This window comes from Actinoallomurus acaciae (genome assembly GCF_042429965.1).
In the GTDB taxonomy this organism is placed as follows: domain Bacteria; phylum Actinomycetota; class Actinomycetes; order Streptosporangiales; family Streptosporangiaceae; genus Actinoallomurus; species Actinoallomurus acaciae.
In genome coordinates this window covers 1-1,522 of the sequence record NZ_JBHLZP010000991.1, presented here as the reverse complement: position 1 = coordinate 1,522, position 1,522 = coordinate 1, and the positions used below count along the sequence as shown (strand labels likewise).

General features: G+C 74.6%; 2 protein-coding genes. Both read left to right on the top strand.

Features of this window, described 5'->3' with window-relative positions:
- Window positions 1-330 (top strand): ATP-binding cassette domain-containing protein (locus tag ACFFNX_RS49705; protein ID WP_378213472.1); only part of this gene is annotated, 330 nt, incomplete at its 5' end.
- Window positions 327-1,522: ABC transporter permease (locus ACFFNX_RS49700; protein ID WP_378213470.1), on the top strand; the 1,196-nt coding region annotated here is incomplete at its 3' end. The genes ACFFNX_RS49705 and ACFFNX_RS49700, both read left to right, overlap by 4 nt.

The window sequence follows — 1,522 nt, the reverse complement described above, 5'->3', positions numbered from 1 at the left end:
CCCCACGAGCTGTCCGGCGGCCAGCAGCAGCGGGTCGCGATCGCGCGGGCGCTGGCCACGCGGCCACAGATCATCTTTGCCGACGAACCGACCGGCAACCTCGACTCGCGCACCGGCGCGGAGATCCTGACCTTCCTGCGCGAGGCCGTGGACGAACTCGGCCAGACGATCGTCATGGTCACGCACGACCCGGTCGCGGCCGCGTACGCCGACGCCGCGGTCTTCCTCGCCGACGGCCGGGTCCGCGACCGCGTCGAGGGCCCGACCGCCCGTACGGTGCTCGACCGCATGAGCGCCTTCGAGGCCGAGGCCACGGGGAGGACGCGGTGACGCGCATCGCGCTCAAGGGGCTGTGGGCCCGCCGGCGCCGCCTCGCGGGCTCGTTCACCGCCGTCTTCCTCGGGGTCGCGTTCCTCGCCGGAGCCCTCATCCTCGGCGACACGATGAACGCGAGCATCGGGCGGTTCTTCGACCATGCGTACGCCGGGACGGACGCCTCCGTGCGCGGCGCGACCAGCGTCAGCGACGTGCCGACCGGGGAACGCGGCACGATCGACGCGGGCGTCGTGGACCTCGTACGCCGGGCCCCCGGCGTGGCGGTCGCCGAGCCGGTGATCAGCGGCTCCGGCCAGTTGCTCGGCCGGGACGGCCGTGCGATCGCCGTGCTGGGACCGAGGACGGCCGGCAACTGGCTCACCGACCCGCGGCTCAACCCGTACCACGTGGTGCGGGGCCGTGCGCCGCGCGCCGACGACGAGGTCGTCGTCAACCGCGCGACCGCCGTCCAGGGACATTTGCGCGTGGGGGACACGACGGCGGTACTCACGCCGCAGCGCGTACCGGTGCGCGTCGTCGGCATCGCGAAGTTCGGCGACCAGGACGCCTTCGGCGGGACGTCGTTCACGGCGTTCACGCTGGAGGGCGCACGGCGGTACGTCGCGAAGGCGCCGGACCGCGTCAGCGGCGTGTCGGTGCGCGCCGTGAGCGGGGTGTCGCAGGACGAACTGGTCCGCCGGCTGCGGGGTGTGCTCCCCGCGGGCGCCGAGGCGATCACCGGCCGGGCGCTCAGCCGCGAGGGCATGGACGCGGTCACGAAGGGTTTCCTCACCATGTTCCGCGCGTTCCTGCTGGCGTTCGCCGGGATCGCGCTGCTCGTGGGCATGCTCGGCATCCACAACACCTTCGCGATCAGCGTGGCGCAGCGGAGCCGGGAGTCCGCGCTGCTGCGGGCGGTCGGGGCGTCCCGGCGGCAGGTGCTGGCCTCGGTGATCGCCGAGGCGCTCGTGCTCGGCCTGACCGCGTCGGTGACCGGTGTGTTCGGCGGGCTCGGCTTCGCGGCGCTGCTGGAGGGCGTGTTCACCGCGATGGGCGCCTCGCTGCCGGTCGGCGGGCCGGTCGTCACGGCCGGGGTCGTGCCCGTCGCCGTCACGGCCGGGTTCGTGGTCACGCTCCTGTCGTGCCTCCTCCCGGCGGTCCGTGCCTCCCGTACGCCGCCGGTGGCCGCGCTGCGCGCGACCGAGGC